Raw genomic sequence first — 21,811 nt, forward strand, 5'->3', positions numbered from 1 at the left:
GGAAAGCACTGGTCGGCAGGCGATTCAATCGATGCCGACAAATCCACCGGTCTGGTGATGCCACAAGCGTGCGTACAAGCCTTGGTGCGCCAGCAGTTCGGTATGGCTGCCCATCTCGGCGATGCGGCCTTTTTCCAGCACGACCAGGCGATCCATGCGGGCGATGGTCGAAAGCCGGTGGGCAATGGCGATCACTGTCTTGCCCTGCATCAGCGTCTCGAGGCTTTCCTGGATGGCGGCTTCGACTTCCGAGTCCAGCGCTGACGTGGCTTCGTCCATGATCAGAATCGGCGCGTTTTTGAGCAATACCCTGGCGATCGCAATGCGCTGACGCTGGCCGCCGGAGAGTTTGACCCCTCGCTCACCCACGTGTGCATCGAATCCCGTACGCCCCTGGGCATCGGATAATTGCGGGATGAACTCATCAGCACGGGCGCGGCGCACGGCTTCCCAGAGTTCTTCTTCGCTGGCATCCGGGCGCCCGTACAACAGGTTCTCGCGGATCGAGCGGTGCAGCAGTGAGGTGTCCTGGGTGATCATGCCGATCTGGGCGCGCAGGCTGGCCTGGGACACTTGGGCAATGTCCTGGCCGTCGATCAGGATACATCCGTTATCAAGGTCGTACAGGCGTAGCAGCAGATTGACCAAGGTCGACTTACCGGCACCGGACGGGCCGATCAGGCCGATTTTTTCGCCAGGGCGGATGTCCAGGTTCAGGTCGTCGATAATCCGATTGCCTTTGCCATAGTGGAAACCGACGTTCTCGAACTTGACTGCGCCGCGTTCGACTTTGAGCGCCGGAGCGCCGGGTTTGTCGGTCACGCTTACCGGCTGGGCGATGGTCTGCAAGCCATCTTGGACCATGCCGATATTTTCGAAGATGCCGTTGACCACCCACATGATCCAACCCGACATGTTGACGATACGAATGACCAGGCCAGTGGCCAGGGCAATGGCGCCGACCGTGATCAGTGACTGCGTCCACAGCCACAGGGCAAGCCCCGTGGTGGTAACGATCAACAGGCCATTGAGGCTGGTGATGACCACATCCATGCTGGTTACCACACGGGCAGCCAGTTGGGTTTTTTCGGTTTGTTCGCGGATCGCTTCGCGTGCGTATTGTTGCTCGAAGTCGGTGTGGGCAAAGAGTTTGAGCGTGGCGATGTTGGTATAGCCGTCGACGATGCGGCCCATCAGTTTGGAGCGCGCATCCGAAGAAATAACGGCGCGGGCTTTGACCCTGGGTACGAAATAGTAGAGCGCGCCGATATAGCAGGCGATCCAGCTGATCAGCGGCAGCATCAGGCGCCAGTCCGCCTCCGCAAACAGCACCAGCGAGCTGATGGCATAGATCAATACATGCCACAGGGCATCAACCGCTTGTACGGCGGAGTCGCGAAGGGAGTTGCCGGTCTGCATGATGCGCTGGGCAATACGACCGGCAAAATCGCTCTGGAAGAAATTCAGGCTCTGCTTGAGCACATACGTGTGGTTTTGCCAGCGGATCATGCTGGTCATGCCGGGGCTGATGGTCTGGTGCACCAACAGATCGTGCAGACCGACGAACACTGGCCGCAGAAGAAGAGCTACCACCAGCATCCAGATCAGCTCGTTGGCATGCTCGCTGAAGAAGTTGACGTTGGGGGTGCCCTGGGTCAGATCGATAATTCGACTCAGGTAACTGAACAGCGCCACTTCGATCAGCGCACCGATCAGGCCAACCACCAGCAGCGCGGCAAAACTGGGCCATACCTGGCGCAGGTAGTACAGGTAGAAGGGCAGCACTGTACTGGGCGGCGCAGCGCTGGGTGCTTCACGAAATATATCGATCAGCCTTTCGAAGCGGCGGAACAGCATGAAAACCTTAACTCCTGTTCATAGACCCTCAGGCCTTGGCTCACGTCCCTGTGAGGCTCGGGGTCAGTCGATGCGCTTGGCCGACTTGATGAAGACCGGATCGACCGGTACATCACGCATACCGCGCTTGACGGTGGTGGGCGAATTGACGATCTGATCGACCACATCCATACCTTTGACCACTTTGGCGAAAACTGCGTAACCGGCATCACGGCCCGGATCGAGGAAGGCGTTGTCGGCGACGTTGATGAAAAACTGGCTGGTAGCCGAGTTCGGGTTCGATGTGCGGGCCATCGACAGGGTGCCGCGCGTGTTGTGCAGGCCGTTGCTGGCTTCGTTCCTGATCGGCGACTTGGTTTCCTTTTGCGACATCTGCTCGGTGAAGCCACCCCCCTGAACCATGAAGCCCGGAATCACCCGGTGGAAGATGGTGTTGTTGTAGAAGCCGCTGTCCACGTACTCCAGAAAGTTCTTGCTGCTGATGGGCGCCTTGACCGGATCCAGTTCTACTTCAATCTGGCCAAAGCTGGTGTCGAGCAGTACATGGGGCGCTTTATCGGCCGCCATCAGGCTGGTGGCGAAGACGACCGAGCAGGTGGCGAGCAGGAGTTTTTTCAGCATGGGCTCAATGTTCCTTGAGGGGTGGTCGACGCTGCCAGAAATTGCAGCAGCATCTGATTGAATACATGGGGTTGATCCAGCGGCGTAGCGTGCCGGGAATCTTCGATGACCGCCAGTCGCGCCTGAGGTATCAGGCGCACATAACGCTCCTTGAGGTGTACCGGGGTGTAATCCTGGTCGGCGCTTATGACCAGCGTAGGACAGCGGATCTGCCCCAGGCGTTCGCTGACACCCCAACCGACAATGGCATCGAAGCTGGCCAGATAGGCACGCTTGTCGTTTGTCGCCCAGCGCTGAGCCATCTTGCGGCGCAGGTCCGCCTGCTCCGGTTTGGGGAACAATCGCGCCGCCAGCCCTTTGCCAATCGCTTTAAGGCTGAGCACCCGGGCCAGCGCCCAGCGCTTGGCCCACCAGAGCCAGTCCTGGCGGCTGCGCCGCTTTACCTCTGGTGCGCTGTTGACGATGCACAGGCTGCGCAGCCACTCAGGGTGATCAACCGCGAACTGAAAACCGACCATGCCGCCCATGGACAGCCCTACCAGGTGTACCGGGCCGGTCTGCAGTTGTTCGAGCAGGGCCAGCAGGTCGGCGCTGAAGCTGGCGATGCTGTAGCGTTCGTGCGGCTTGTCGGAACGGCCATGACCACGGATGTCCATCAGGATCACCCGGTAATGGCGAGCAAGCGCGGGCACCTGCATTTCCCAATCCTGGCAGCTGGAACCCAAGCCGTGCAGCAATACCAGTGGCTCGCCCTGGCCGTATTCCTCGTAGTGCAGCGAGCAACCTTCGTGTTCGAAATAGGCCATGGGCGTGATTCCTGTCAGGCTTGGGCGGGGGCGGCGAAGGGCACGTCCAGTGGCGCGGTATCGAAATTGCGCAGCAAGTCGATGAGAATTTGCGTGGCCGGCCCCAAGGGTTTGTCCTTGTTGGAATAAAGGTAGAACAGTGGATGGCGACTGCCACCCTGATCCAGTGGCAGCGGTTTGAGCACGCCGTCTCGCAACTCGCGTTCGATCAAGTGACGGGGTAGCCAGGCAAAGCCCAAGCCACTGCTGACGAATGTCGAGGCGGTCGCCAGGCTGCCAACTGTCCAGCGCTGTTCAGCGCCGAGCCAGCCGACATCGCGCGGTTGCGCCCGGCCCGAATCACGGATGACCACTTGCAGTTGGCTTTCCAAGTCCTGGAAACTCAGCTCGCGACCCAGTCGGTGCAGGCTGTGCTCGGGGTGGGCGACCGCGACGAACTCCACAGAACTGAGCTCGGTGCCCAAGTACCCGGAAATATTGAAGCCGCTGATGGCAAGGTCAGCGATGCCCTCATGCAGCACTTCTTCAACGCCCGACAGTACTTCTTCACGCAAACGTACGCGACAGCCACGGCTTTGCGGCATGAAGGCGCTCAAGGCACGGACCAGGCGGGCATTGGGGTAGGCCGCATCCACAACCAGGCGGACTTCGGCTTCCCAGCCTTGCTCCATGTGATGGGCAAGGTCTTCGAGCTGGCTGGCCTGCTTGACCAGTTGCCGAGACCGGCGCAGCAGGACGTTACCCGCCTCGGTGAGCACGGCTTTGCGACCATCGATGCGCAGCAGCGGCACGCCTAGCTGATCCTGCATGCGTGCGACGGTGTAGCTCACGGACGATTGCGAGCGATGCAGCGCTTCGGCCGCCTGGGCAAAGCCACCGTGGTCGACCACCGCTTGCAGGGTTCGCCACTGATCCAGGGTAACGCGTGGCGCTTTCATCTTCGGCTCCTGTTGTCCTAAGCTGGCGCTCTTTCATGGAGAGCGTCGTATGAAGAAATGTTGTGCTTTATTGCTGGCCCTGCTTCCACTCACTGCGATGGCATACCCAATCGAGGTAGAAAAGAATCTCGAGGGCGTCAAACTCGACTACAACACCTATGACACCGACTACGACATGGGCTCGATGACCTTGAACAACTATGGCGACGTTGCCGCCCAATGCACGGTGCGTTTTCGCAACGGCCCGGAGGCTCCGCGGGTGCGTCGGGTGATGGTGGAAGCCAAGCAGAGCAAGGACGTCACCGCCAAATTCAACCGCAAGATCATCAAGCTGCGCATCGACCTCAGTTGCAAACCGCAATAGCCATTGCTGTGGTTGAGGGTAGTGCACTGGCACAATAAAACAAATTAACTGATAGATTGCACCCAGATTTTACGCTTTTTAATCGATCGGTTACTGCTTAATCTTACCTCCATTGACTTACCGCATTCGCCGATGGAGGCAACCCATGTCCCGTGTACTCGTTATTGAAAGCAGCGCCCGTCAGCAGGGTTCGATCTCGCGGCAACTGACCGCTGATTTTGTCAGCCAGTGGCAAGCCGCCCATCCAGCCGATCAGATCACCCTGCGTGATCTGGCCGTGAACCCGGTACCGCATCTGGATGCCAACCTGTTGGGCGGCTGGATGAAGCCGGAGGACCAACGTAACGCAGATGAATTGCAAGCGCTGGCTCGCTCCAACGAGTTGACCGATGAGGTGTTGGCCGCCGACGTGCTGGTGCTGGCTGCACCGATGTACAACTTCACCATTCCGAGCACCTTGAAGGCCTGGCTGGACCACGTGCTGCGCGCTGGCGTTACCTTCAAGTACACCGAAACCGGTCCTCAGGGCCTGCTCACCGGTAAAAAGGCCTACGTTCTCACTGCCCGCGGCGGTATTCATGCCGGGGCCACGAGCGATCATCAGGAACCATACCTGCGTCAGGTGATGGCGTTTATCGGTATTCACGATGTGACCTTCATTCACGCCGAGGGCCTGAACCTGGGGGGGGACTTCCACGAGAAAGGCCTGAATCAGGCCAAGGCCCAGCTGGCTGCAGTGGCCTGATCGAACTGAATTTTCCCGCCTGACACCTGTTGCTCCTTTGGGTGTACCTGCCCGGTCAATGACCGGGCTTTTTTGTGGTTCTTTACGCAATCCCAAGGAGTATGATCTTGGGGCTGGGCTGGGCTGGGCTGGGCTGGGCTGGGCTGGGCTGGGATTTGATTTGATTTGGGGCTTATCCATTCAATGCGGCGCCGCTGTTGGCCCCTTCCGCCCTTACGGCGGGTCCCTTTTGTCTTGGCAAAAGGAACCAAAACCGCTCGCTCCTGCATACGGCCCTACGCTGCGCTTCGGGTCCCCTCGCTACGGCACCTTCCAGGGCCACGCGGCCTACGACTTGCTACGCCAAGTCTACGTCTCGCGTCTTCGGCTCACGCCGAAGGTGCTGCGCACCGCCCCTACAGGTGCCTCCACTCGGCCTGCTGAAGTCGCACTCTGCGGCGCCTGAGCTGACGTGCATGAAGATCAAGATCAAGAGCGTTGAATGGATGAGCTAGCAGCCTCAAACCCCAACCCAACCAGGGGGTTATAGTCCGCGGGATTGCGTGAAGATCTTTTTTATGTGTGCTGTCCGGCAGTTGCCGCAGATATCGCGAACGGCTAAGGTCGCCGCCTCTACTGCAAGGGGCACCCATGGGCTATTTATTGATCGTTGCACTGATCCAGGCGTTTTCTTTTAGTCTGATCGGTGAGTACCTGGCTGGCCACGTTGATAGCTATTTCGCCGTGTTGGCGCGGGTGGTGCTGGCTGGAGTGGTATTTTTGCCATTGACTCGCTGGCGTCAGGTCGAGCCGCGCTTCATGCGCTCGATGCTGTTGATTGGCGCGCTGCAATACGGCATCACCTACGTTTGTCTGTACTTGAGCTTCCGGGTGCTTACGGTGCCGGAAGTCTTGCTGTTCACCATTCTCACGCCGCTGCATGTGACCCTGATTGAAGATGCCTTGAACCGTCGCTTCAATCCCTGGGCGCTGGTGGCGGCTCTGGTGGCCGTGGCGGGCGCGGCGGTGATTCGTTTTGATCGGATCAGCCCGGACTTTTTCATGGGCTTTTTGCTGCTGCAGTTGGCCAACTTCACCTATGCCGCCGGTCAGGTACTGTACCGTCACCTGATCGCTCGCAATCCCAGCGACCTGCCGCATTACCGACGTTTCGGTTACTTCTACCTGGGGGCCTTGTTGGTGGTGTTGCCGGCGTTTCTGGCGTTCGGCAACAGCCAGCACCTGCCAAGCACCGATGTGCAATGGCTGGTGCTGGTGTTTTTGGGGCTGTGCCCGACCGCGTTGGGCTTGTACTGGTGGAACAAGGGCGCGTGCCTGGTTTCCGGCGCGACCCTGGCGGTGATGAACAACCTGCATGTGCCGGTGGGGCTGTTGCTCAACTTGCTGATCTGGAATCAGCACGAGCCCCTGGGCAGGTTGTTCATCGGCGGGGCGGTGATTCTGGCGTCCCTATGGCTCGGCCGTCTCGGCACTCAGCGTCCGTTGCAGGCTGGGTTGGGAAGACGGTAGCAGGCCGGCACGCAGGTCGTTGCCGCTAGGCTGCTGGTACAGGCTCAGGCCGAACTCCGGCATCACCGCCAACAGGTAGTCGAAGATGTCGCCCTGGATGCGCTCGTAGTCAGCCCATGCGGTGGTGCGGGTGAAGCAGTAGATTTCCAGCGGCACGCCCTGGGCGGTGGTGGCCATTTGGCGGACCATGCAGGTCATGTTCGGCTGGATTTCCGGGTGGCTCTGCAGGTAGGCCAGGGCGTAGGCGCGGAAGGTGCCGATATTGGTCATGCGCCGACGGTTGGCCGACAGTTCGGCGACATTGCCCTGTGCTTCGTTCCAGGCCTTGAGTTCGGCACGCTTGCGGGTGATGTAGTCGGACAACAGCCGAACCTGGCTCAGGCGTTCCTCTTCGGCGTTGTTCAGGAAACGCACGCCGCCGGCGTCGATGAACAGGCTGCGCTTGATACGTCGGCCGCCGGACTGCTGCATGCCGCGCCAGTTCTTGAACGACTCGGACATCAAGCGCCAGGTGGGGATGGAGACGATGGTCTTGTCGAAGTTCTGCACCTTGACGGTATGCAGGGTCATATCCACCACGTCGCCGTCGGCTCCGACTTGCGGCATTTCGATCCAGTCGCCGACGCGCAGCATGTCGTTGCTGGTCAGTTGTACGCTGGCGACGAACGACAGCAAGGTGTCCTTGTATACCAACAGGATCACCGCCGACATCGCCCCCAGGCCCGACAACAGCAGCAGCGGCGAACGGTCGATCAAGGTGGCGACAATGACGATGGTGCCAAATATGAACAAGACCATCTTCGCCAACTGCACGTAGCCCTTGATTGAGCGTGTACGGGCGTATTCAGTGCGGGCGTAGATGTCCAGCAGGGCATCGAGCAGGGCACTGATCGCCAGCACCAGAAACAGGATGGTGAAGGCCAGCGCTACGTTGCCGAGGAAATGCTGGCTGGTGGCGCTTAGCTCCGGCACCAGTTTGAGTCCGAACTGCACAACCAGCGACGGTGTCATCTGCGCCAGGCGATGGAAAACCTTGTTGTGCAGCAGGTCGTGCATCCAATGCAGGGCCGGTTGTCGGCCTAGCAGCTTGACGGCGTGAAGAATCAGAAAGCGTGCCACTCGTCCGAGAACCAGGGCGATGACCAGCAAAATGGTCAGTCCTAGGCCTGCATGCAGCACGGGATGTTGATCGAGAGTGCCCCAGAGATCGAGGGCGTTTTGCCAGAACTGTTCAATAGCCATGCGGTAGTTGACGTGTCCGAATTGAAAATGAGGGGTTATTAGAGCCCGGAAAGGTGCATCAATGCCAAAAGAAATTCGGCGTAGGCGCTGGAAAACGTTACCCTATACGGCTGAATTTCTGCTCAAGCCCGAGGTACACCCGTGTTTTCCCAATTCGCCCTGCACGAACGCCTGCTCAAAGCCGTTGCTGCACTGAACTTCGTAGAGCCGACTCCCGTGCAGGCGGCCGCTATTCCCCTGGCTTTGCAGGGGCGTGACCTGCGCGTAACGGCGAAAACCGGTAGTGGCAAGACTGCTGCATTTGTACTGCCTGTACTCAACCGCCTGGTTGACCTGAAGCAAAAGCGCGTCGAGATCCGCGCCCTGGTGCTGCTGCCAACTCGCGAGCTGGCCCAGCAGACCCTCAAGGAAATTGAGCGTTTTGCCCAGTTCACCTTCATCAAGGCCGGCATGATCACCGGTGGTGAAGATTTCAAGGAACAGGCTGCAATGCTGCGCAAGGTGCCGGACATCCTGGTCGGTACTCCAGGCCGTATGCTCGAGCAACTGAATGCCGGCAACCTCAAGCTTGAGCATGTGCAGGTAGTGATTCTCGACGAAGCCGACCGCATGCTCGACATGGGCTTCTCCGAAGACGTCGAGCGCCTGTGCGGCGAGTGCCCGAACCGTGAGCAAACCCTGCTGTTCTCCGCCACCACCGGTGGTGCGGGCCTGCGCGACATGATCGGCAAAGTGCTCAAGGACCCCGAGCACCTGATGCTCAACACCGTCAGCCAGCTCAACGACGGCACCCGTCAGCAGATCATCACGGCCGACCACAACCAGCACAAAGAGCAGATTGTCCAATGGCTGCTGGCTAACGAGACCTATCAAAAGGCAATCATCTTTACCAACACCAGGGTCATGGCCGACCGTATCTACGGCCACCTGGTAGCCAAGGACATCAAGGCTTTCGTCCTGCACGGCGACAAAGACCAGAAAGATCGCAAGCTTGCCATCGAACGCCTGAAGCAGGGCGGTGCCAAGGTACTGGTTGCCACTGATGTGGCGGCCCGTGGCCTGGACGTGGACGGTCTGGATCTGGTGATCAACTTCGACATGCCACGCAGCGGCGACGAGTACGTGCACCGCATCGGTCGTACCGGTCGTGCCGGTAACGAAGGTCTGGCGGTGTCGTTGATCTGTCATGGCGACTGGAACCTGATGTCGAGCATCGAGCGCTACCTGAAGCAGAGCTTCGAGCGCCGGGTCATCAAGGAAGTCAAAGGCACCTATACCGGGCCGAAAAAGGTCAAGGCGTCTGGCAAGGCCGCAGGCGTGAAAAAGAAAAAGACCGACAAAAAAGGCGACAAGAAGGTTGTAGCCAAGCGCAAACCAACCGCCAAGCCAAAGCCTAACGCACCACTGGCAAGCGCTGACGGCCTGGCGCCGCTGAAGCGCCGCAAGCCGGCACCGGCTGCCGAGTAAAGGCTAGCTTCAGGTAGGCGTCAGCCTTGCTGGCGATGCCCGGTAGAGCCGGGCATCGCGTACATCGGGCGCGCTCGCCGGCACCGCCGACGCCTGCACACACTCCGGCTTCAAACCTTCTTCTCTGCTGACCTCAGCTCTAGCAGCCGCTTATCGATCAGCTGGCATTTGTCGGGCAGGTCCTTGCTGGCGCTGTCCAGCTTCATGCCTTGCAGCTCGTCATTGATCTCCTTGGCCTTCTGCGGATTTTGCTCCGTCAGTCGCGTGACCTCCTTGGCCAATTCCTCACGCTTTTGCGTGGCTTCTTCAAGTGTGCATGCCCAGCTGGGCAAGGCCAGCAACAGGCTAGCGGCGGCGGCAATGTTCAACAGGGTTTTCATCGGCACAGCTCCCTTGGCGTGGTTGTGTGGTTGAGCGCCAGCGTACGCGCAAAGTTCAGTCGAACCGCTGCCATTGGTGTCGGTCACAACCATACACATCCTTGAGTGAGGCCATGCCGATGAGTAACTACGACTGGGACTTGATCGAACGTTTGTTGCACGAAGTGCAGAATGGCGCCGGTCATAGCTTTACGCCGCGTCCCTACGCGGAACAACATGCTGCGGACCTGGCCGCCAAGGGTCAGATGTCGGGCGACCTGGATCATCTGAAGACGCGCGCCTGCGAGTATGAAAAGTTGCTGTTTGAGCGCGGCTACATCGAAAGTCGTCCCGAGGAAGAGGGTGGCAATGGCGAGAATTTTGTCCTCACCGCTCGCGGGTCGCGCCTGCTGAGCCTGATCGACAGCAGTATTCCGGGCAACGATCACCCGCGCGAGGTGCTCGATCAGCAGGAGGATGCACTGGATGAAGCGACCTTCGACGCTTTGGCGTCAAAAGCGCAAATCGCCTGAGTGCATACAAGGCTGGTAATGAAGACCTTGGGCCGCTGATAATTGGCGTTGGATCCACAGCTGCCGAGAGTCTGCCATGCCCTTCGCCAATAGCGGGTGCCCGCAATGAGCGCCACCCGCCGTAATACCGATGCCTTTGCTCTGCAAGTAATGCTGGTGTTGTGCCTGATCTGGGGCATCCAGCAGGTGATGATCAAAATGGCCGCGCCGGATATCGCGCCGGTCATGCAGCAAGCCCTGCGTTCCGGCATGGCAGCGGTACTGGTGGGCCTGTTGATCTGTTTTCGTGGCGGCTGGGATCAGGTTGCGCACACCTGGCGAGGCGGGCTGCTGGCCGGCGCACTGTTCGGGGTGGAGTTCTTGTTCATCGCCGAAGGGCTGAAACTGACCTCGGCGGCGCACATGTCAGTGTTTCTTTATACCGCGCCAGTCTTTACCGCCCTGGGCTTGCACCTGTTGTTGCCCAGTGAGCGGTTGCGACCCTTGCAATGGTTGGGCATTGTCCTGTCCTTTGCCGGGATCGCCTATGCCTTTGCCGGTGGTGTATCGCTGTCGGATATGGACAGTCGCATGCTCTTGGGTGACGCGTTTGGTGTGCTGGCCGGCCTGGCCTGGGGGGCGACCACTGTGGTTGTGCGCGCTTCGCGGTTGTCCGAGGCGCCCGCAACCCTGACCTTGTTCTATCAATTGGCGGTAGGCTTCATTGGTTTGCTGTTTATCGCTGTCGTGAGTGGACAGGTCACCGATGTTCATTTCACCCCGCTGTCGATCGGTAGCTTGTTGTTCCAGGGGTTGATCGTGTCGTTCTTCAGCTACCTGACCTGGTTCTGGTTGTTGCGGCGTTATCTGGCGTCGAACCTGGCGGTATTTTCCTTTATCACCCCGTTATTCGGGGTGACCTTTGGTGTGGTGCTTCTGGGTGAGCCTCTGAGCCTGAATTTCGTGCTTGGCGCCGTGATGGTTTTGCTGGGTGTCACTATGGTCAGTGCTGAGCAGTGGGTGCGCCGGCGTTTGCGCAGCCTACTGGGGTAGGTGGCGCTCGCCAGAGCAGCGCGCCAGCCAACAGCAGGCCGCTGCCGGCGATAACCAGCGCAGGCTGCAGGCTGGCGGCGAACTGATTGCTTAGCGCAGCCAGCAACGGGCCACTGAGTTGGCCTAACGCGAAACAGGCGGTCAGAAGACCAGTGTTGCGCTGATAGCCCTGGGGCGACAATTCACGCAGGCGCTGCATTACCAGCAGCATGCATGCCAGAAACGGCATGCCACAGAGCAATACGCCCATGGCCAGCCCCAGGCCATTGCCCAGCAGGCAGGCAAACACACCCGCGGCCTGCAGCCAGAGCGTGGCCATCAACCAGCGTGATGTACTGCCCCAACCTGGGCGGCGCAAGCTTGTAAGCACCACACCCAACGCCGCCGCCAGACCGAACCCTGGCCAGAACAGGTCTGCCAGCCAATGCCCGTGCAGGCGGGCGCTGGCCATCTGCGACATGAACGTGGCTGGAATGATGTAGCCGATTCCGTTAAGCGCATAGATAAGACCCAGGCGTGTGATCCCTTGGCTTGGCTGACACGCTGCTTGAGGGGCCGTGGGCGCCGGTGCGGCTTGTGGTCGAGGCAGAAAAGGCACCACTGCCAGCAACATTGCCAGCGCAGCACTAGCGTAGACCAGCCACAGCGAAGCGGCGCCCAGCCCGTAAAGGTTGGCAAGCAGCGCCAGCAGGCCGGTGAGGGCGATGCCCAGACCTGGCCCGGCAAACACCAGGGCGCCGAGCCTGGGTTGATTACTGGCGGCGGCCACTTGCTGGCTGAGTGTGGTGAGCATCACCAGTACCCAGGCACTGGCCACGCCTGTGCCGAAACGCAGCACCAAGTGGCTCCAGAAACCGATGGCCCAGAACGAGGCCAGGGTCAACAGCACACACAGCCACAAGCCACCCTGCAGGCGGGCGCTCACTTGACGAGGGCGGCGGGCAAACATTGCATCCAGTGCGCCTAGCAAGTAGCCCAGGTAATTGGCGGCGGCGATCAGGCCGGCGGCGGTCAGGGTAATCTGGCCCTCGCCAATCAGGTGCGGTAATTGCGGGGTGAGAGCGAAGCGGCCGATGCCCATGGCCATCATCAGGGCCACGGCGCTGGCCAGCAGGCGGATATGTGCAGACATGGTCGTTGTCCTTAAAGGGGAAGCAATGACCATCAGGCTAAGGGTGATTGACTTTCAGTAAAATTGAATAATTATGAGTAACTTGTTCTGTTATGGAGAATAACTCGTGGAGCTCAGTCAGTTGCGTATCTTCCAGGCAGTCGCCGAAGAGGGGTCGATAACCCGCGCAGCGGAGCGCTTGCACCGCGTGCCGTCGAACCTTTCCACCCGCCTGCGCCAACTGGAAGAACAGTTGGGGGTCGAACTGTTCCGTCGTCAACGCCAACGCCTGCAATTGTCCCCGGCCGGCAAGGTGCTGCTCGATTACACCGGGCGCATGCTGGCGCTGCGAGATGAGGCGTTTGCGGCCGTGCAGGGCGGGCAACCGGCGGGCAATTTTGCCCTTGGCACCATGTACAGCACGGCAGCGATACAGCTACCAGCGCTGCTGGCGCGCTATCACAAGGCTTATCCTGCGGTGAACCTGCAAGTGCAGGCAGCGCCCAGTGGCGAGCTGCTTGAAGGGCTGGTCAATGGTCGACTGGATGCTGCCTTGGTGGACGGCCCGCTGGCACTGGCCGGGCTGGATGGCGTGCCATTGTGCGATGAAACCCTGGTGCTGATTACCGACCCTGATCATCCGCAGGTGCTCAGCGCCCAGGATGTGGCCGGGCAGGCCGTATTCACCTTTCGCCAGGGCTGTTCCTACCGTATGCGCCTTGAGGCCTGGTACGCCCACGACCATGCTGCCATGGGTCGAGTCATGGAGATTGAGTCGTATCCCAGTATGTTGGCGTGCGTGATTGCCGGAGCAGGGGTGGCATTGATGGCCCAGTCGATGCTCGATAGTTTGCCCGGACGTGAGCGTGTGACGGCGCATCGCTTGCAGGCGCCTTTCGATCAGGCGACCACTTGGCTGATGTGGCGCAAGGGGATGTGCGGCGCAAATTTGAGTGCGTGGATCGATTTGCAACAAGGAGAAACAGTTGCAACGGTGGCGGAACGGGCGGTTAGGGCTTGATTAAGGTCAACATCGACCCAAGTTGTAGTCCAAGAGCATGCGTAATGTAAGACATAGGACTATGATCTGTATGAAGCATCGCAGGATTGAAACGCCGTGCAGGCTGACCCGTGAGGGGGATTTATGAGAAATAATCTGTTCAATTGGCTTCATGACCTGGCAGCGGCTCTGGGTTTGATTCCACCGCCATTGCAGCCGGTGCCGATCCCTACCGATGAAGAGCAGCGCAAACGCCAGCCTCGTCGCTAGCGTCAGGCTTGGGCCGCCGCATCAGCTTGATGCGACGGCCACCGTTGGTCAGGCTCAGGCCAGATTGACCGCACCCGCCGGACGGCGAGACATCACACTTACTACCACAAAGCTGATCAATGCTACCGACAGGCTGTAGTAGATCGGCGTGTTGGCATCCATCCCATCTTTGATCATGAATGCCAGGGCCGTGACGAAGCCCAGGGTCATACTGGTGATTGCACCCGCAGTGGTCGCACGCTTCCAGTAGATTGCACCGATCAGTGGTACCAACATACCGCCGACCAACAGGTTGTAGGCGAGGGTCAGTGCACTGATCACGTCTTCGACTACCAGGGCGATACCCAGTACGGCAATACCGGTTAGGCAGGTGAACAGGCGGTTGATCGCCAGGCTCGACTGCTTGCCACCGCGCAGCTTGGGCAGCAGGTCTTCGGTCAGTACGGTCGAAGCTGCCAGCAGGCCAGCACTGGCTGTGGACATCATGGCCGCCAGGGCAGCGGCAATCACCAGGCCGCGGATGCCGTCAGGCAATGCGGATTTGACGATGGCGGCAAAGGCGTTGTTGGCGTTGCTCAGATCCGGCAGCAGGACATGGGCGGCCATGCCGATGGTTGCACACACCAGGCCGTAGATTACGCAGTAGATACCCGCAGTGGTACCGGCGCGCTTGGCGACTTTTTCGTCACGCGCAGTGAACACCCGTTGCCAGATATCCTGGCCGATCAGAATGCCAAAGAAGTAGATCAGGAAGTAGGTGATGATGGTGTCCCAGCCGATGGTGGTCAGGCTGAAACTTGATGCCGGCAGCTTGGCTACCAGTTCATCCCAGCCACCCACGCGGTACAGGCAGATCGGCAACAGGACAAACATCAGGCCTACAGTCTTGATCACGAACTGGACGATGTCGGTCAGGGTCAGCGACCACATGCCGCCAACAGTGGAGTACACCACCACGACGCCGCCGCCCAGAAGAATCGCGGTCCAGAACGGCAATTCGAATAACACTTGCAGCACGGTACCCATGGCCAGGGTCGAGGTCACGGCGATCATCAGCGCATAGGCGAGCATGATCACGGCGCTGGCTTGGCGAGCCATAGGGTTGTAGCGCTGCTCCAGTACCTGAGTCACGGTAAAGATTTTCAAGCGCAGCAGCGGTTTGGCCAGGAACAGGTTCAACGCGATGATACCCAGGCCCAGGGCTGCACACAGCCAGAACCCCGAGATGCCGTAGACGTAGCCCAGTTTTACTGTGCCTACGGTCGAGGCACCGCCCAAAACGGTAGCCGCCATGGTGCCCATATACAGGCTTGGGCCCAGGTTACGTCCAGCTACCAGGTAGTCTTCATGGGTTTTTGCTTTGCGCATGCCGTACCAGCCCAGCCCGAGCATGCCGGCCGCATAGATCAAGACAACGAATAAGTCTAAGGCCATGGGTGTCTCCGATTATCTTTATTATGGTGAGATCGATCCTGGCGCCAGGCAAGCCCGGCGCCGGTCATTCGTCTACTGCGCAGGCCGCTTGTGCGGCCCGGCGATCATGGCTCCTGCCTGGTTGTAGCTCCTTGTGCCTGTCGATCAGCGGTGAGCGACGCCCGGCAGGACACAGAGCATTTCGTACAGCAGGTTGGCACCGAGCAACGAGGTATTGCCGGTGGTGTCGTAGGGTGGGGAGACTTCCACAAGGTCACAGCCAATCAGGTCCAGACCCTGGCAACCACGGATGATTTCCATGGCCTGGATGGTGGTCAGGCCGCCGATTTCAGGGGTGCCGGTGCCAGGCGCCCAGGCCGGGTCGATGCCGTCGATGTCGAAGCTCAGATAAACCGGACCATCGCCCACTTTCTCGCGAACCTCGGCCATCAGTGGCGCCAGGGACTTATGCCAGCACTCTTCGGCCTGGACGACACGAAAGCCCTGCTTGCGGCTCCAGTTGAAGTCTTCAGCGGTATAACCCTGGGCGCGCAAGCCTATCTGTACCACACGATCACAGTCCAGCAGGCCTTCTTCGACGGCGCGGCGGAAGGTGGTGCCATGGGCGATTTTCTCGCCGAACATGTGGTCGTTGACGTCAGCGTGAGCATCGATGTGCACCAGGCCAACCTTGCCATGCTTCTTGTGGATAGCCCGCAGGATCGGCAGGGTGATGGTGTGATCGCCACCCATGGTCATGGGGATGACGTTGTGTTCGAGGATCTCGTCGTAGGCTTCTTCGATGATTCGTACAGCGTCGAGCAGATTGAAGGTGTTGATCGCCACGTCACCGATATCGGCAACCGACAGGGAATCGAACGGGGCAGCGCCAGTGGCCATGTTGTAGGGGCGGATCATCACCGATTCGGCACGGATCTGCCGTGGGCCGAAGCGGGTGCCGGAGCGCAGCGAAGTGCCAATGTCCAGGGGAATGCCGATGAACGCGGCATCAAGGCCTTCGGCACTTTGCAGGTGAGGGAGACGGAGCATGGTGGCGATGCCGCCGAAGCGCGGCATTTCGTTGCCGCCCAGTGGTTGGTGAAGAATTTTGTCCACGGTCGGGCCTCATCGGTTCGATTGTTCTAGTTGTTTGAACCTGTCTTGCCGGGGCAATTTAAACCCTGGAACGCTGGCAAGCAGGTGCATTGCCGCAGAGTCTGCAAAAGGTAGTGGGCAAAGTGAATCGCTACAGACAAATACTTAGTTCAGGTTTTTCTAAACTAATGCCGGTAATCTGGTTAGACTTTTCCTACTGCCATCTTCCTGAGTGCTAGCAACCATGGCTTCTGCACTGCCTGACCTGAAACTTCTGCGCATCTTTGTCAGTGTTGTGCGCCATCAAGGCTTCGCCAATGCACAGCGCGAGCTCAACCTGTCCACGTCAGCCATCAGCACCTACATGAGTCAACTGGAGGCAGCGCTGGGGATTGTTCTGTGCCATCGCGGCCGTGGAGGCTTCAGCCTGACCAGCAAAGGTGAGCTGTTTCATCAGGAAACCTTGCGCCTGCTGGCAGAAATGGATGGGTTCGAGCAGTACGCCGCAGCCCTCAAGGGTGAACTGCGCGGCACGCTGAACCTGGGGGTTATCGACTCGACGGTAGGCGATCGGGCCTTGCCGTTGGCTGAGGCCATCGGTGCCTATAGCCAGGAACATCCCGCGGTGCATTTGCACCTGTCAGTGTCCAGCCCCTATGAGCTGCAACTGGGCGTCCAGGACAACCGCCTGGATCTTGCGATCGGCGCGTTCTCCACACGCATGAGCGGGCTGGTCTATCAACCGTTGTACCGCGAACAACACTGGTTGTACTGCAGCAACCGTCACCCGCTGTTCAACGAGCGGCGCATTCCCGAACAGGTGATTACCCAGCAGCGTATGGTCGGGCGCGGCTACTGGAGCCAGGCGGAACTCGCGCGCCATGGCTTCAAGCACAGTGCTGCAACGGTGGAAAGCATGGAGGCGCAACTGATCCTGGTGTTATCCGGCGCCTACATCGGTTATTTACCCGAGCATTACGCCCAGGCGTGGGCCGACAAGGGTGATTTGCGCGTATTGTCACCCGCGACGTTCGGTTATCAGGCGCCTTTTTCCATGATCATTCGACGGGGGCGCAGCCGGGAACCCTTGATCCAGACCTTCCGCGATTTGCTCAAGGCACAGTTGACCCCGGCGTGACCGAGCGCTTCAATCGCTGAAGATCTTCGTTTCTCTACAGGGAAGTGGGTTTTTACCGGGACTGCTGGCACACTTTGTCGGCTCAGGAGAACCCGATGTCCAGAATTCACTGCGAGCGCTGCCTGCGCCCCCAGACCCATTGCCTTTGCGCGTTGATTCCGTCGCTCGACAGCCGCACGCGTGTGCTGGTGCTGCAGCATCCCAGTGAAGTGCGTCACGCTCTCAATACGGCGAAACTGGCAGCACTTGGGTTGCGTAATGCTCACTTGCGGGTGGGGGAGGTGTTCGAAGATCTGGCCGAGTTGATCGACGTACCGGGATACCGCAGTGGGTTGCTGTTTCCGGGTGACGATGCGCAGCCTTTGATGGCCTATACCGATATCGCCGATCAACGTCCGTGGTTACTGGTTGTACCCGATGGCACATGGCGTAAGGCAAGCAAGCTTTTGCACCTCAATCCACAACTGGCGACGCTGCCACGGGTGACATTGGCCGGGGTCCAACCTTCGCGCTACCGCTTGCGCAAAGCGCCGGCAGACGGTGCGCTTTCGACATTGGAGGCAGTAGTACAGGCCTTGAATGTACTTGAGGCTCCGGCCTGTTTCGATGCGCTGCTCAAGCCGTTCGAGGCCCTGATCGAGGGGCAGATTGCGGCAATGGGTGCAGAGACGTACCAGCGCAATCACCTCAAGCAGTAAGGGTGCGATTGCCCCGCGAGTAGCAGTACTGCGGCCACAAAAGACAGTTGCTCCACCACAGCCTTAGCGTTCGCGCATGGCTTCGGTTCGTGCCTTGAGCACCGGTTTGAGCAGGTAGTCGAGCACGCTCTTGTGTCCCGTGATGATGTCCACAGTGGCCGTCATCCCGGGAATGATCAACAAGGGTTTGCTGTCGCCGCCCAGGTGGTTTTTGTCGGTGCGCACCTGGATCAGGTAGAAGGAGTTGCCCTTGTCATCAGTCACGGTATCGGCGCTGATCAGTTCCAGCTTGGCCTTAAGCCCGCCATAGATGGTGTAGTCATAGGCGCTGAACTTGACCATTGCCTGTTGTCCCGGGTGCAGGAAGGCAACGTCCTGTGGGCGTACCTTCGCCTCGATCAGCAGGTTGTCCTCCAGGGGCACGATCTCTACCAGATCGCTGCCCGGCTGCACGACGCCACCGATGGTGTTGATCTTGAGCAGTTTGATGATGCCATGCACTGGCGAGACCACAGTAGTACGCGAGACGCGGTCATCAATGGCGATGCTTGAAGCGGTAATTTTCGACAGGTCGGTGCGTTTTTCGTTGAGTTCCTTGGCCGCTTCCGAGCGAAAAGCTGCTTCCGACTCTTCAATTTTGCTTTTCATTTCCGCAACCGCAGCCTCTGCGCGGGGAATGGCCAGCGTGGTCGCGTTCAGCGAGCCACGGGCTTCCACGGTGCTACGTTTAAGGCGAAGAATCTCCACGGGTGAAATGGCGCCAGTGCCCACCAGGGGCGTGGACATATTCAGTTCCTGTTGCAGCAGGGCCAGCGCCGAGCGGTATTGTTCGGCCTTGGAACGAAACTCTGCCAGTTCCTGGGTTTTCTGCCGGAGTTGTTCACTGAGCGTCTGCTGCTCGCTGGTCAGGCGTCGTTGCCGGGACTGGTACAGCGACAATTCGTCCTCGGCGACCTGAGGTGCCTTGTTGAGTACTTCCTCAGACACCTGGAACGGGCGGCCCTCGGCTTCGGCAGACAATCGCTCGACCTGGGCGGTCAGGGCATAGCGGTCTGCTTCACTTTCACCCTTGTTGGATTTGAAACGGGTGTCGTCCAGGCGCAGCAAGGTATCGCCCTTGTTCACCACCTGGCCTTCGCGAACAAAAATTTCAGTGACAATACCGCCTTCTAGGTTCTGGATGACCTGAATCTTGCTCGACGGAATCGCTTTGCCTTCGCCCATGGTGACTTCGTCGAGCACCGCGAACCAGGCCCAGGTCAGGGCTGTCAGTAACAAGGCGAAAGCCAGCCATACAGTGATTCGCGACAGACGCGGCGAATCCTGCAGCGTGGCGCCGGCCAGATCCGGCATATAGTCGCGCTCTGCAGTCTTGCCGAAACTCTGAAAGTAACTGCGCAAGCCTTGGCTGATAGACATGACTGAACTCCCTAGATGGCCGAACCCACCCGGCCTTTGCGCAGTGCATCGATAACCGCCTCCTTGGGCCCGTCGGCCACGACCTTGCCGTTGTCCAGGACCAGCAGCCGGTCAACCAGACTGAGCATCGAGGTGCGGTGGGTAACCAACAGCAAGGTCTTGCCCTGGACCCAGCCATGCAGACGTTGGCGCAGTTGGTCTTCGCTGGCGTTATCCATGTGGCTGGTGGGCTCGTCGAGAATCATGATGGGCGGCTCCAGCAGCATTGCCCGGGCCAGCAGCACCGCCTGGCGTTGCCCGCCGGAGAGCAACTGGCCACGCTCACCCACAGGGCGGTCGAAACCTTGCGGATGCTGGCGTGCCAGGTCGCTGACGCCAGTCAGCTCGGCCACTTCGAGCATGCGCGCATCGCTGATGTAGCGGGCACCGAGGGTGAGGTTGTCGCGCAGGCTACCGGCCAGCAGTGGCAAATCATGGGCGACGTAGCCGATCTGGGTGCGCAGGTCGGCAATGTCGAGTTGGCGCAGGTCGAGATTGTCGAGCAGGATCTGCCCTTCATCAGGGGTGTAGAAGCCCATCAGCAAGCGCGCCAGGGTGCTTTTGCCCGAGCCGCTACGGCCGATGATGCCGATGCGTTCACCCGGCTTTACGGTGAAACTTACCGCATTGAGGGCAGGGGCGTTCTGACCGGCGTAGCGGAAGCTGACATGGCTGACTTCAAGCGCACCGTGTAACTGGGTTCGCTCCAGCGGTTGTTGGCCGATCTGGCGTTCCTGCGGCAAGGCCATCAAGGCGTCGGTGCTACGCATGGTCAGTTGCGCCTGCTGGTAGCGCGTGATCAACCCGGCAATCTGCCCCAGCGGCGCCAATACACGGCTGCCGAGCATGTAGCTTGCAACCAGTGCGCCGACACTGAGATTCCCGGCGATGATGCTGTAGACACCGGCAACAATCGTCGCCATGCCGCAAAACTGCTGGATGAACAGGGTGCCGTTGGTGGCCAGAGCCGACAGGTTGCGGGCGTGGGCGTCGAGTCGGGTCAGGGCTCCGTGGGTGCTTTCCCATTGGTATTGACGCTCGCTCTCGGCGCTGCAGGCTTTGAGCGTTTCCAGACCGCCGAGGGTTTCGATCAGCAGGGCCTGGCGTACTGCGCCCAAGGCCAGGCTTTTTTCCACGGTATCGCGCAGGCGTACCTGGATGAGCAGGGCAAAGATAATGGTCACTGGAAAGGCGATCAGGGGGATCACCACCAGCCAGCCTCCCAGCAGGCCGATCACCACCAGCATCAGCACCACGAACGGCAGGTCGATGACGCTGGTAAGGGTTACCGCGGTGAGAAATTCGCGCAGCCCCTGGAAGTCGTGGATGCTTTGAGCAAAGCCACCAATAGTGGCAGGGCGCGCTTTCATCGACATGCCAGTGATGCGCTCGAACAAGGTCGCCGAAAGAATCAGGTCGGTCTTTTTCCCGGCCTGGTCCAAAAGATGAGCACGCACTACCCGCAGGATCAGCTCGAACAGGGTGCCGATAAGCAGGCCAGCCACCAGCACCCACAAGGTCGAGATAGCCTGGTTGGGCACCACCCGATCATAGGTCTGCATGACAAACAGCGGCACCATGAGCCCCAGCAGGTTGATCAACAGGCTGGCCAACACCGCATCGCTGTAAAGCCAGCGAGACAGTTTCAAGGTGTCGCGGAACCAGGCATTGACCCGTGGCATCAAGGGGGTGCGCAGGTCTTCGAGTTCATGCCGGGGGCGGGCAAACAAGACTTCGCCGCTGTAGGCCTGAGCCAGTTCCTCGCGGCTTACCCATTGCTCGCCGCCTTCAGCCTCGCTGGGCAGGATCAACGCCTGATCATTTTCGCCCCAGCGTCGCAGCACGGCGCAACGACCGTCCGTTAGAAGCAGCAGCACCGGTAGATTGAGCGCAGAAATCGCGTTCAACTCTCGGCGCAGCACACGTGCCTGCAAGCCGGCACGCGCGGCAGCGCGTGGCAGCAGATCAGCACTCAGCCGCTGTTGCGCCAGCGGCAGCCCGGCGCTCAGGCCGGCACGGCTTAGCGTGCAACCATGGAGCTTGCAGAGAATCAGCAATCCATCGAGTAACGGGTCATCGAAACTCTGGCGCGGATCCGCTGCCGAGCTCGCAGGTTGCATGCTGGTCACAATGGCCTACTCCTGCAGCGGTTTGA

The 21,811-nt window shown here is 59.7% G+C and carries 21 protein-coding genes; 10 read left to right on the forward strand and 11 right to left on the reverse strand.

Annotation, left to right across the window (positions count from 1 at the left end; translation table 11 throughout):
* Nucleotides 1–24: 24 nt before the first annotated feature.
* The 4 genes from H8F21_RS20530 to H8F21_RS20545 all read right to left on the reverse strand — a co-directional run bounded on the left by H8F21_RS20530 (nt 25) and on the right by H8F21_RS20545 (nt 4,222).
* Nucleotides 25–1,857 carry an ABC transporter ATP-binding protein gene (locus H8F21_RS20530; protein ID WP_203475823.1) on the reverse strand — a complete coding sequence of 611 codons (1,833 nt, stop codon included), beginning with the start codon at nt 1,855–1,857 and terminating at the stop codon, nt 25–27.
* A 63-nt stretch (nt 1,858–1,920) separates the two neighbouring features.
* Complete coding sequence (locus H8F21_RS20535; RefSeq protein ID WP_136477631.1) at nt 1,921–2,478, reverse strand: peptidylprolyl isomerase; 558 nt, start codon at nt 2,476–2,478, stop codon at nt 1,921–1,923.
* Nucleotides 2,472–3,284, reverse strand: a complete 813-nt coding sequence (locus H8F21_RS20540) for an alpha/beta fold hydrolase (RefSeq protein WP_203475822.1) — start codon at nt 3,282–3,284, stop codon at nt 2,472–2,474. Before H8F21_RS20540 ends, H8F21_RS20535 begins: the two co-directional genes overlap by 7 nt.
* A 14-nt stretch (nt 3,285–3,298) precedes the next feature.
* On the reverse strand, nt 3,299–4,222 hold the full coding sequence (locus H8F21_RS20545; RefSeq protein ID WP_203475821.1) for a LysR family transcriptional regulator: 924 nt from the start codon (nt 4,220–4,222) through the stop codon (nt 3,299–3,301).
* A gap of 49 nt (nt 4,223–4,271) precedes the next feature.
* On the opposite strand from H8F21_RS20545, the gene H8F21_RS20550 reads away from it, so the two are divergent.
* The 3 genes from H8F21_RS20550 to H8F21_RS20560 all read left to right on the forward strand — a co-directional run bounded on the left by H8F21_RS20550 (nt 4,272) and on the right by H8F21_RS20560 (nt 6,840).
* A complete protein-coding gene (locus H8F21_RS20550; protein ID WP_203475820.1) occupies nt 4,272–4,586 on the forward strand; it encodes a 3-phosphoglycerate kinase in 315 nt (104 codons plus the stop codon).
* Between the two features lie 145 nt (nt 4,587–4,731).
* Nucleotides 4,732–5,331 (forward strand): FMN-dependent NADH-azoreductase, encoded by a 600-nt coding sequence (locus H8F21_RS20555; protein WP_203475819.1) that lies wholly within the window; start codon nt 4,732–4,734, stop codon nt 5,329–5,331.
* A gap of 630 nt (nt 5,332–5,961) precedes the next feature.
* Complete coding sequence (locus H8F21_RS20560; protein WP_203475818.1) at nt 5,962–6,840, forward strand: carboxylate/amino acid/amine transporter; 879 nt, start codon at nt 5,962–5,964, stop codon at nt 6,838–6,840.
* Here H8F21_RS20560 and H8F21_RS20565 read toward each other — a convergent pair.
* Complete coding sequence (locus H8F21_RS20565; RefSeq protein ID WP_203475817.1) at nt 6,781–8,082, reverse strand: mechanosensitive ion channel family protein; 1,302 nt, start codon at nt 8,080–8,082, stop codon at nt 6,781–6,783. The two genes, H8F21_RS20560 and H8F21_RS20565, sit on opposite strands and share 60 nt — an antisense overlap.
* 141 nt (nt 8,083–8,223) lie before the next feature.
* On the opposite strand from H8F21_RS20565, the gene H8F21_RS20570 reads away from it, so the two are divergent.
* The gene (locus H8F21_RS20570) at nt 8,224–9,549 is read left to right on the forward strand and encodes a DEAD/DEAH box helicase (protein WP_203475816.1); all 1,326 of its coding nucleotides are present in this window, start codon (nt 8,224–8,226) and stop codon (nt 9,547–9,549) included.
* Nucleotides 9,550–9,659: 110 nt separating this feature from the next.
* Here the strand turns inward: H8F21_RS20570 and H8F21_RS20575 are convergent, their stop codons facing one another.
* A complete protein-coding gene (locus H8F21_RS20575) occupies nt 9,660–9,929 on the reverse strand; it encodes a hypothetical protein (RefSeq protein WP_203475815.1) in 270 nt (89 codons plus the stop codon).
* A gap of 119 nt (nt 9,930–10,048) precedes the next feature.
* Between H8F21_RS20575 and H8F21_RS20580 the strand changes: the two genes are divergently transcribed.
* On the forward strand, nt 10,049–10,441 hold the full coding sequence (locus H8F21_RS20580; protein WP_203475814.1) for a transcriptional regulator: 393 nt from the start codon (nt 10,049–10,051) through the stop codon (nt 10,439–10,441).
* Nucleotides 10,442–10,546: 105 nt separating this feature from the next.
* On the forward strand, nt 10,547–11,473 hold the full coding sequence (locus tag H8F21_RS20585; RefSeq protein WP_203475813.1) for a DMT family transporter: 927 nt from the start codon (nt 10,547–10,549) through the stop codon (nt 11,471–11,473).
* On the opposite strand, the gene H8F21_RS20590 is transcribed toward H8F21_RS20585, so the two are convergent.
* Nucleotides 11,424–12,605, reverse strand: coding sequence for a YbfB/YjiJ family MFS transporter (locus H8F21_RS20590; RefSeq protein ID WP_203585225.1), 1,182 nt, complete (start codon nt 12,603–12,605; stop codon nt 11,424–11,426). The two genes, H8F21_RS20585 and H8F21_RS20590, sit on opposite strands and share 50 nt — an antisense overlap.
* 106 nt (nt 12,606–12,711) lie before the next feature.
* Here H8F21_RS20590 and ptrR point away from each other — a divergent pair, with 106 nt between their 5' ends.
* Both ptrR and H8F21_RS29795 read left to right on the forward strand, forming a co-directional pair.
* Nucleotides 12,712–13,605, forward strand: coding sequence for a putrescine utilization regulator PtrR (gene ptrR / locus H8F21_RS20595; protein WP_203475811.1), 894 nt, complete (start codon nt 12,712–12,714; stop codon nt 13,603–13,605).
* A 123-nt stretch (nt 13,606–13,728) separates the two neighbouring features.
* Nucleotides 13,729–13,854 (forward strand): PA1414 family protein, encoded by a 126-nt coding sequence (locus H8F21_RS29795; protein WP_256205393.1) that lies wholly within the window; start codon nt 13,729–13,731, stop codon nt 13,852–13,854.
* Between the two features lie 54 nt (nt 13,855–13,908).
* On the opposite strand, the gene H8F21_RS20600 is transcribed toward H8F21_RS29795, so the two are convergent.
* A complete protein-coding gene (locus H8F21_RS20600) occupies nt 13,909–15,288 on the reverse strand; it encodes a sodium:solute symporter family protein (protein WP_203475810.1) in 1,380 nt (459 codons plus the stop codon).
* Nucleotides 15,289–15,432: 144 nt separating this feature from the next.
* Complete coding sequence (gene speB, locus H8F21_RS20605; protein ID WP_136477617.1) at nt 15,433–16,383, reverse strand: agmatinase; 951 nt, start codon at nt 16,381–16,383, stop codon at nt 15,433–15,435.
* Between the two features lie 223 nt (nt 16,384–16,606).
* On the opposite strand from speB, the gene H8F21_RS20610 reads away from it, so the two are divergent.
* Nucleotides 16,607–17,500 carry a LysR family transcriptional regulator gene (locus H8F21_RS20610; protein WP_038996504.1) on the forward strand — a complete coding sequence of 298 codons (894 nt, stop codon included), beginning with the start codon at nt 16,607–16,609 and terminating at the stop codon, nt 17,498–17,500.
* A gap of 95 nt (nt 17,501–17,595) precedes the next feature.
* A complete protein-coding gene (locus H8F21_RS20615; protein ID WP_203475809.1) occupies nt 17,596–18,198 on the forward strand; it encodes a tRNA-uridine aminocarboxypropyltransferase in 603 nt (200 codons plus the stop codon).
* 63 nt (nt 18,199–18,261) lie between these two features.
* Here the strand turns inward: H8F21_RS20615 and H8F21_RS20620 are convergent, their stop codons facing one another.
* Entirely contained in the window at nt 18,262–19,617 is a 1,356-nt protein-coding gene (locus H8F21_RS20620) for an HlyD family type I secretion periplasmic adaptor subunit (RefSeq protein WP_203475808.1), read from the reverse strand.
* Between the two features lie 11 nt (nt 19,618–19,628).
* Nucleotides 19,629–21,776: a type I secretion system permease/ATPase gene (locus H8F21_RS20625; protein ID WP_211201874.1), complete on the reverse strand. Its 2,148-nt coding sequence runs from the start codon at nt 21,774–21,776 to the stop codon at nt 19,629–19,631.
* Nucleotides 21,777–21,811 lie beyond the last annotated feature (35 nt).

Source organism: Pseudomonas arcuscaelestis (assembly GCF_016881005.1).
Lineage (GTDB): Bacteria > Pseudomonadota > Gammaproteobacteria > Pseudomonadales > Pseudomonadaceae > Aquipseudomonas > Aquipseudomonas arcuscaelestis.

Bases quoted from the DNA above. Each gene is read 5' to 3' on its own strand.
- H8F21_RS20530 (WP_203475823.1), bottom strand. From the start codon at position 1,857: ATGCTGTTCCGCCGCTTCGAAAGGCTGATCGATATATTTCGTGAAGCA.
- H8F21_RS20535 (WP_136477631.1), bottom strand. From the start codon at position 2,478: ATGCTGAAAAAACTCCTGCTCGCCACCTGCTCGGTCGTCTTCGCCACC.
- H8F21_RS20540 (WP_203475822.1), bottom strand. From the start codon at position 3,284: ATGGCCTATTTCGAACACGAAGGTTGCTCGCTGCACTACGAGGAATAC.
- H8F21_RS20545 (WP_203475821.1), bottom strand. From the start codon at position 4,222: ATGAAAGCGCCACGCGTTACCCTGGATCAGTGGCGAACCCTGCAAGCG.
- H8F21_RS20550 (WP_203475820.1), top strand. From the start codon at position 4,272: ATGAAGAAATGTTGTGCTTTATTGCTGGCCCTGCTTCCACTCACTGCG.
- H8F21_RS20555 (WP_203475819.1), top strand. From the start codon at position 4,732: ATGTCCCGTGTACTCGTTATTGAAAGCAGCGCCCGTCAGCAGGGTTCG.
- H8F21_RS20560 (WP_203475818.1), top strand. From the start codon at position 5,962: ATGGGCTATTTATTGATCGTTGCACTGATCCAGGCGTTTTCTTTTAGT.
- H8F21_RS20565 (WP_203475817.1), bottom strand. From the start codon at position 8,082: ATGGCTATTGAACAGTTCTGGCAAAACGCCCTCGATCTCTGGGGCACT.
- H8F21_RS20575 (WP_203475815.1), bottom strand. From the start codon at position 9,929: ATGAAAACCCTGTTGAACATTGCCGCCGCCGCTAGCCTGTTGCTGGCC.
- H8F21_RS20580 (WP_203475814.1), top strand. From the start codon at position 10,049: ATGAGTAACTACGACTGGGACTTGATCGAACGTTTGTTGCACGAAGTG.
- H8F21_RS20585 (WP_203475813.1), top strand. From the start codon at position 10,547: ATGAGCGCCACCCGCCGTAATACCGATGCCTTTGCTCTGCAAGTAATG.
- H8F21_RS20590 (WP_203585225.1), bottom strand. From the start codon at position 12,605: ATGTCTGCACATATCCGCCTGCTGGCCAGCGCCGTGGCCCTGATGATG.
- H8F21_RS29795 (WP_256205393.1), top strand. From the start codon at position 13,729: ATGAGAAATAATCTGTTCAATTGGCTTCATGACCTGGCAGCGGCTCTG.
- H8F21_RS20600 (WP_203475810.1), bottom strand. From the start codon at position 15,288: ATGGCCTTAGACTTATTCGTTGTCTTGATCTATGCGGCCGGCATGCTC.
- H8F21_RS20610 (WP_038996504.1), top strand. From the start codon at position 16,607: ATGGCTTCTGCACTGCCTGACCTGAAACTTCTGCGCATCTTTGTCAGT.
- H8F21_RS20615 (WP_203475809.1), top strand. From the start codon at position 17,596: ATGTCCAGAATTCACTGCGAGCGCTGCCTGCGCCCCCAGACCCATTGC.
- H8F21_RS20620 (WP_203475808.1), bottom strand. From the start codon at position 19,617: ATGTCTATCAGCCAAGGCTTGCGCAGTTACTTTCAGAGTTTCGGCAAG.
- H8F21_RS20625 (WP_211201874.1), bottom strand. From the start codon at position 21,776: ATGCAACCTGCGAGCTCGGCAGCGGATCCGCGCCAGAGTTTCGATGAC.